This window comes from Saccharomonospora saliphila YIM 90502 (assembly GCF_000383795.1).
Taxonomy (GTDB): domain Bacteria; phylum Actinomycetota; class Actinomycetes; order Mycobacteriales; family Pseudonocardiaceae; genus Saccharomonospora; species Saccharomonospora saliphila.
Genome location: NZ_KB912624.1, coordinates 26,692 through 34,232, shown reverse-complemented (window position 1 = coordinate 34,232; position 7,541 = coordinate 26,692). Strand labels below are relative to the sequence as shown.

The window sequence follows — 7,541 nt, the reverse complement described above, 5'->3', positions numbered from 1 at the left end:
ATCCCCAGGCGGCCCCGGGACGGGCACGCTCCCGGACAGCACCAGCACGGGCGCACCGAGCCGGAGCGGCGATGCGGGCGTGCCGGACGCGCACCGTCCGGGCGCGGCGGCGTGACCCGAACCGGCGAGGTTCGGACGCCGAATGTGGTGACGTGCTCAGTCGCGCGGCGTGGACTTCACGGGTAGGTCGAGATCACGGTAACGTTTCGTGCACGAGGAGTGCGTGGGACGGCTTCACCGGAGGATGCTGATGAACCGGCTGGTCCGAGGTTCCGACGGCCGGGACTGGGTGATCCGAGCCCAGATGGAATGGCGGCGCCCCGCCACGGCCGACGACTTCGAACACGATGTCGCGGCGAACTACACGCCGGGCGTGGCGATGCTCGTGGTCGCCCTCGCCCTCGGGACGGTCCTGCTGGTGTGGATGCCGGAGGACGTCGTGGTGCCGAGCTGGGTACCGTTGGCACTGGTGCTGGTGGCGCTGTTCTTCCCGCTGCGGTGGGTGCTGCGCAGGCCCTGGACGGTCGTCGCTGAGACCGACGGCGACGTCACGGGCGAGCGCCCGTCGGAACGGTGGGTCGGCACGGTCGTCGGCATCCTGAAGGTGCGTGGTGAGGTGCACCGCGTGGGTAAGTCCATCCAGAAGCACGATCTGCCGGACTTCGACGGTCCGTTACACCCGGTCGAGTAGAGCCATGCCCGAGTTGCCCGAGGTCGAAGCGCTCGCCCATCACCTGCGCGAGCACGCGGTGGGCCGGACGGTGACTCGCGTGGACGTCGCGTCGCTGGCCGTGCTCAAGACGGTACGGCCCGCGCACACCGAACTGGTGGGGCGCGAGGTCGCCGGCACGGCGCGGTGGGGCAAGCACCTCGACCTCGTCTGCGGCGATCTGCATCTCGTCGTTCATCTCGCGCGGGCCGGCTGGCTGCGCTGGTCGGACGCGCTCGCGGCTGCTCCGCCGAAACCCGGCAGGAGCCCGGTGGCGCTGCGGGTGCGCCTCTCGGCGGATGACGACCAGGGTGCCACCGGCGGTGGCCCCGGTTTCGACCTCACGGAGGCGGGCACGAAGAAGGGGCTCGCCGCGTGGGTCGTCGCCTCCCCCTCCGAGATCCCTTCCGTCGCCCGGTTGGGACCCGACGCGCTGGACCTGGACGCCGCCGGGCTCGCGCGGCTGCTCGAGGGCAGCACGGCTCGGCTGAAGACGGTGCTCACCGACCAGACGGTGCTCGCCGGGGTGGGCAACGCCTACTCCGACGAGATCCTGCACACCGCCCGGCTGTCGCCGTACGCGACGGCGGGGCGGCTGTCCGAGGAGTCCGTCGAGCGGCTCGCCGACGCGCTGCACGAGGTGCTGACCTCGGCGGTGCGGCGGTCGGTCGGGCAGAAGGCCGCCCGTCTCAAGGGCGAGAAGCGGTCCGGGCTGCGGGTACACGGCCGGACGGGCCTTCCCTGTCCCGTGTGTGGCGACACGGTGCGCGAGGTGTCCTTCGCCGAGCGGGCGATGCAGTACTGCCCGACGTGCCAGACGGGCGGCAGGCCGCTGGCCGACCGGCGCCTGTCCCGCCTGGTGAAGTGACCGGTGTGCCCGGTTACGTCTTGCGTGTCACTGTGCGAACGCAGAGCATGGACGGTGTGTCAGGGTTGTTGACCACGCAGTCCGTCGTGGCGTTCTCCGTCGGGGCAGGTCTGGTCACGCTCGTCACCCTTCTCGTCGTGCTCGTCCGCCGGCGCAAACCCGGCAACGCGGTGGACGAGGCCGTGCTCGACGCGGTCTGGGCGATGTCGAAGACCCAGTTCGATCTCCGCGACGGGCTCGACCAGGACGCGGCGGACAGGCTGGTGACCCGCCTGATCCGGCTTCTCAAGTGCGTGGCCGTGGGCATCGCCGACCGCGAGGGCACCCTGCTGTCCTGGGACGGTGAGGCGAACGACCACTACGTCGACCTGGTCGCGCCGATCGGCTCGGCGATCCGCAAGCAGCACCGCGAGGTCGTCGCCCACAGCAAGCTCCCGTGCGACCAGCGCGGCAACTGCCGGATGCGCACGGCGGTGATCATGCCGATCGTCGTCGAGGGCCGCACCGAGGCCGTGCTCCTCGTGCTCGGCCGTACCCAGGGCAAGCGCATCGTGCAGATGGCCGAGGCCGTGCACCAGTTCGTCAGCACCCAGCTCCACGTGGCCAAACTCGAGGAGACCAAGCACCAGCTCCAACAGGCGGAGATCAAGGCGCTGCGGGCACAGATCTCGCCGCACTTCGTCTACAACGCGCTGAACACGATCTCCTCGCTGATCCGGACCGATCCGGAGGAGGCGCGGGAGCTGTTGCAGGACTTCGCCGACTTCACCCGCTACTGCTTCCGGGCCGAGGGCACGTTCACCACGCTGTCGGAGGAGCTGCGCAACATCGACCGGTATCTGACCATCGAGGGCGCCCGCTACGGCAGCCGACTGGGTGTCCGGCTCAAGATCGCGCCGGAGGTGCAGTCGGTGGTCGTGCCGTTCCTGCTGATCCAGCCGCTGGTCGAGAACGCCGTCAAGCACGGGATCGCGCAGAAGCCCGGCGGCGGAACGGTGACGGTGATCGCCCAGGACATGGGGTCGGAGGCGGAGATCAGCGTCGAGGATGACGGCGCGGGTATGGACCCGGCACTGCTCGAGGGCATGCGCGACTCGGGCAGCAGCGCGCACATCGGGCTCACCGGTATCAACCGCCGGATGCACCAGGTCTACGACCAGCGGTACTCGCTGATGGTCGAGACCGCCGTCGGCGCGGGCATGAAGGTGACGATGCGGGTGCCGAAGTTCGTCCGCCACGTGCGCCCGGACATGCCCGGATACCCCGCCGAGCAGCCGCAGCAGCACGGCAGGCGGGGCGTCGCACCGGCGCGTCCCGGCATGCCGGTGGGCTCCTGAACGATCTTTCCTGTCCCGCGCGCGGCCTCTCAGTAGGGTGGGAGGCATGAGCCGCACGGACAAGCTGGTGTCGCGCATCCCCAAGATCGGTGACCGGGTCGAGCGCAAGGACGTCGTCGCCGTGGTGAAGCTGCACGGCGTGATCAACGCCCAGCCCTCGCCACTGGCCAGGGGAGTGATCAATCTGGCGTCGGTCGAGTCGGCGCTGAGCCGGGCCTTCGGGCACGACCGGTTGCGGGCCGTCGCCCTCCAGATCAACTCGCCCGGCGGTGCGGCCGCGCAGTCGGGAATCGTGGCCGACCGCATTCGGCAGCTCGCCGACGAGAAGAACGTCCCGGTCCTGGCCTTCGCCGAGGACGTGGCCGCTTCCGGCGGCTACTGGCTCGCCTGCGCGGGCGACGAGATCTACGCGCACCGCGCCTCGATGGTCGGCTCGATCGGCGTCATCTCGGGGTCGTTCGGCTTTCCCGGCCTGCTCGAACGCTTCGGCATCGAGCGCAGGCTCTACACGGCGGGGGAGAACAAGTCGCGTCTCGACCCGTTCAGCCCGGAGAAGCCCGAGGACGTCGAGTGGCTGCACGGCATGCACACCCAGTTGCACGACATGTTCGTGGAGTGGGTCCGGCAGCGCCGGGGTGCGCGGCTGGCCGAGGACGACCAGCTGTTCAGCGGCGACGTCTGGCTCGGGCCGCGCGCCGCGGAGCTCGGGCTCGTCGACGGCGTCGGAACGCTGCGTGAAGTGGTGTCGCAGCGCTACCCCGACGCCGAGATCGTGTTCGCGGAGCCGAAGAAGCCGCTGGTGGCGCGGCTCGGTCTCGGTGCGCCCGCCGCGGCGGTGCTGGACACGGTGCTGCACCGGACGCAGTGGTCGCGCTTCGGCCTCTGAGTACGCGGGCCCGGCGGCCCTGCGGCGGACGGTGACCGGTGGTGCCGAGTTAACAACCCGTTAAGGGGGTCGTGCTGCGCTCGCTACCCAGGAGTGGTAACTCTGTGGTGACCGGGGGTCACGTGGTGATTCCCTCGGGAGCGTAGTGGACATCGGACCCGGTACACGGCAGGATGCGTTTCACTGTGAGTGCTCAACCAGAGACCAGAGACCTGCTCGTTCTCGCGGTCGACGACGAGTTGCCAGGGCTCCGCCAGTTGGAACACTGCCTCGAAGCGAATCCGCGGGTCGGCAAAGTGATCTCCGCCGTGGACGCCTCGGAGGCCCTGCGGCTGCTCGGCTCCGCCGAGAACGAGATCAGCGTGCGCAAGAGCCGTGGGCTGCCGCCGGTCGACGCGGTGTTCGCCGACATCAACATGCCCGGGTTGTCCGGGATGGAGATGTCGCGCGTGTTCGCCTCACTCAACCCCGCTCCGGTGCTGGTTTTCGTCACCGGCCACTCGACCGAGGCGGTCGAGGCCTTCGACCTCGGCGCGGTGGACTACGTGCTCAAACCGGCCCGCCAGGAGCGCATCGACAAGGCCGTGGCGCGGGTGGTGGAGAAGCTTGACGCGGTGCCGTCCCCGGCTCCCACGGTGAGCGCGGAGCAGGTGCGCACCGACGACGAGGTGATCCCGGTGGAACTCGGTGGCACCACCAAGCTCATCCCGAGGTCGTCGGTGCGGTGGGTGGAGGCGCAGGGCGACTACGCGCGGCTCTACACCACCGAGGGCAGCCACCTCGTGCGCATCCCGCTCGCCCAGCTCGAACAACGCTGGGAGAAGGCGGGTTTCGTGCGCATCCACCGCTCGTATCTCGTGGCCTTGCCGCTCATCACCGAACTGCGGATGGCACAGGGCGGCTACCAGGTCGTGATCGGCGAGGACGAGAAGGTGCTGCCGGTGAGCAGGCGGCACACCCGGGAGCTGAAGGACAAACTGGTCGGGTCGTCGCGCGCGGGGTAGCCGGGCATGACCGACGACGACCTCTATCGCGACCCCTCCGGCATCCGGCAGCCGGACCCCACGCTCGGCCGCAGGCTCGTCGAGCCCGAGCGGCCGCCCTTCGTCGCGCCGCCGGAACCGTCGTCCGAGACCACCGTCCGTCCGCGCAGGCAGCGCGTGGTGCTGGCCGAACCGAACCGCGTGTCGAGTACCTCGATGCGCGCCAAGGTGGAGCTGGCCGAGCAGACGAGCTGGGGAAAACTGCTCATCAAGGACCTGGTGCGGGTGCAACTGCGCGCCGCGCTGTTGCTGCTCGCACTGGTGGCGGTCCTCATCGGGGCGCTGCCCGTGGCGTTCCACTTCTCCGACGCGCTGGCCACGGTCCGGGTCATCGGGTTGCCCGTGTCGTGGGTACTGCTCGCGGTCGCGCCCTTCCCCCTCCTGTTCGCCGCCGGCTTGTGGTACAACCGCCTGGCGGAGCGGCACGAGCGTGACTTCGTCGCCATGATCGAGAACTGAGCGCCCGTGCCTGCGGGACGAGCTGAGCGAGGGCAGTCGTGCACCTGAACCCGTGGGCCCTCGGCGGGGTCGGTGCGGTCCTGGGGCTGACCTATTACCTCGGCCACCGGACGTCCCGGTACGCGAAGAGCACGGACGACTTTCTCGTGGCCCGCCGCACCGTGCGCTCCCGGCGCAACGCCGCCGCCGTGTCGGGCGAGTACCTGTCGGCCGCGTCGTTCCTCGGCGTCGCCGGGCTGATCATGAAGGACGGCGCGGATGCCCTGTGGTATCCGGTCGGCTTCACGGCGGGCTTTTTGACGCTGATGATGTTCGTCTCGGCACCGCTGCGCCGCTCGGGGGCCTACACGCTCCCGGATTTCATGGAGGCCCGCCTCGGGTCCGCGGCGCTGCGCCGTACCTCGACGTGCGTGGTCACGATCATCGCCCTGGTCTACCTGTTCCCGCAGTTGCAGGCCGCCGGAATCGCGGTGACCGCGGTGCTGCCGGAGGCGCCGGCGTGGGGTGGCTCGGTCGCCGTCGTGGTGATCGTCGCGCTCAACGTCGTGGCGGGCGGGATGCGCGCGGTCACGCTGGTGCAGGCGTTCCACTACTGGGTCAAGCTGTTCGCGCTGGCCGTGCCCGCCTTCGTGCTGTGCGCGGTGTTCATGGGCAGTGGTGGCGCGGGCACGGCGGGGTCGCTCGGGCAGCCCGCCCCGCCCGAGTTCACCGAGGAGACCACCGTCTCGGTGGAAAGCGACGTGGTACTGCGCGTCGGCGAGCCGACGATGGTGCACCTGCCGGTCGAGCGGCCGTCCGAGCCGATGCTCTGGGTGCCCGGGGTGGACTACCCGGTCGGCGAGGGCACGACGCTGCTGTTCCCCGCGGGATCGAGCGTGCCGGTGGTCGACGACGGAGCGCTGGACAACGCGGGCTGGCTGCGGCCCATGGAGGACCCCGAAAGCCTGTGGTGGACCTACTCGCTGCTCGTGGCGACGTTCGCGGGCACGATGGGGCTTCCGCACGTGCTCGTGCGCTTCTACACCAACCCGGACGGCCGGGCGGCACGCCGGACCACCCTGCAGGTGCTACTCCTGCTGGGCCTGTTCTATCTCTTCCCCGTGCTGCTGGGATCGCTGTCCCGGTTGTTCGTGCCGCGGTTGCTGGTCACCGGCGAGACCGACGCGGCTGTGCTCGAACTGCCGAGGGCGATGCTGCCCGGGGTGGCGGGTGAGATCCTGGTCGCGGTGCTGGCGGCGGGCGCGTTCGCCGCGTTCCTCTCCACCTCGTCGGGGCTGCTCGTCAGTGTCTCGTCGGTGATCGCCACCGACCTGCTGCGCGCTCGGTTGCGCGATTTCCGGGTCGCCGCCGTGGTGGTGGCGGTGACGGCCGCGGTGGGTGCCGTGCTGCTGCCGCTCGGGGATCTGTCGTTGAGCGTGGGATTGTCCTTCGCGCTGGCCGGGTCCACGTTCTGTCCCCTGCTCGTGCTCGGGATCTGGTGGCGCAAGCTCACCTGGGCGGGAGCGACGGCGGGACTGGTCGTGGGCGGGGCGCTCGTGCTGCTCGCCATCGTGCTCAACGTGATCAGCCGGTTCACCGGGGGGTGGGCGCCCTGGTTCGTCGGCCAGCCCGCGTTGGTGACGGTGCCCGTGGCGTTCGTGGTGACCATCCTCGTGAGCCTGCTCAGCTCCCACCGGCTGCCCGACGACGTGGACGCGGTCATGCTGCGGATGCACGCGCCGGACCGCCTCGGATTCATCCGGGACCGCCGCGTGCTGCGGCCGGGGCACGACGACGAGCGGGCCCGGCTGTACGGGGGCAAGCACCGCCGGTGATCCCCGGCGGCAGCCTCTCACCGGCAGCGCACACGGGGGCGTGCGACGATGGCACCGTGGTGTACGAATCCGCCGGCGTCCCCACGGCCACGGTCGACGAACTCCCGACGGACGGGCTGGTACTGCTCGACGTGCGGGAGTCGGACGAGTGGGCCGCGGGGCACGCACCCGAAGCGATCCATGTGCCGTTGTCCGAGCTGCCGTCGCGCACGGCCGAGCTCGCGGAGCTGCCGGACGACCGGCCGGTGCACGTGATCTGCCGCAGCGGAGGCCGGTCCGCGCGGGCCGCGGCCTGGCTGAACGCGGCGGGCGTCGTGGACGCGGTCAATGTCGAGGGTGGCATGCACGCGTGGCGGTCGCGGGGGCGGCCGTTGGTCGGTGACCACGCGGACGAGCCGCCCGAGGTGCTCTGAGGCTGTCCGGGA

8 protein-coding genes are annotated in these 7,541 nt (G+C 70.6%); all 8 read left to right on the top strand.

Annotated features, from left to right (window positions below):
* Nucleotides 1-250: 250 nt before the first annotated feature.
* The 8 genes from SACSA_RS0103590 to SACSA_RS0103555 all read left to right on the top strand — a co-directional run bounded on the left by SACSA_RS0103590 (nucleotide 251) and on the right by SACSA_RS0103555 (nucleotide 7,529).
* Nucleotides 251-691, top strand: coding sequence for a hypothetical protein (locus tag SACSA_RS0103590; protein ID WP_028661501.1), 441 nt, complete (start codon nucleotides 251-253; stop codon nucleotides 689-691).
* 4 nt (nucleotides 692-695) lie between these two features.
* Nucleotides 696-1,577: an Fpg/Nei family DNA glycosylase gene (locus SACSA_RS0103585; protein WP_019813567.1), complete on the top strand. Its 882-nt coding sequence runs from the start codon at nucleotides 696-698 to the stop codon at nucleotides 1,575-1,577.
* Between the two features lie 47 nt (nucleotides 1,578-1,624).
* Nucleotides 1,625-2,914, top strand: coding sequence for a sensor histidine kinase (locus SACSA_RS0103580; RefSeq protein WP_028661500.1), 1,290 nt, complete (start codon nucleotides 1,625-1,627; stop codon nucleotides 2,912-2,914).
* 46 nt (nucleotides 2,915-2,960) lie between these two features.
* On the top strand, nucleotides 2,961-3,800 hold the full coding sequence (locus SACSA_RS0103575) for a S49 family peptidase (protein WP_019813564.1): 840 nt from the start codon (nucleotides 2,961-2,963) through the stop codon (nucleotides 3,798-3,800).
* 173 nt (nucleotides 3,801-3,973) lie between these two features.
* Nucleotides 3,974-4,804, top strand: a complete 831-nt coding sequence (locus tag SACSA_RS0103570) for a LytR/AlgR family response regulator transcription factor (protein ID WP_048876382.1) — start codon at nucleotides 3,974-3,976, stop codon at nucleotides 4,802-4,804.
* A gap of 6 nt (nucleotides 4,805-4,810) precedes the next feature.
* Entirely contained in the window at nucleotides 4,811-5,302 is a 492-nt protein-coding gene (locus SACSA_RS0103565) for a hypothetical protein (RefSeq protein WP_019813559.1), read from the top strand.
* 38 nt (nucleotides 5,303-5,340) lie between these two features.
* Entirely contained in the window at nucleotides 5,341-7,116 is a 1,776-nt protein-coding gene (locus tag SACSA_RS0103560; RefSeq protein WP_019813557.1) for a sodium/solute symporter, read from the top strand.
* A gap of 56 nt (nucleotides 7,117-7,172) precedes the next feature.
* Entirely contained in the window at nucleotides 7,173-7,529 is a 357-nt protein-coding gene (locus tag SACSA_RS0103555; protein ID WP_028661498.1) for a rhodanese-like domain-containing protein, read from the top strand.
* The last annotated feature ends 12 nt before the right edge of the window (nucleotides 7,530-7,541 follow it).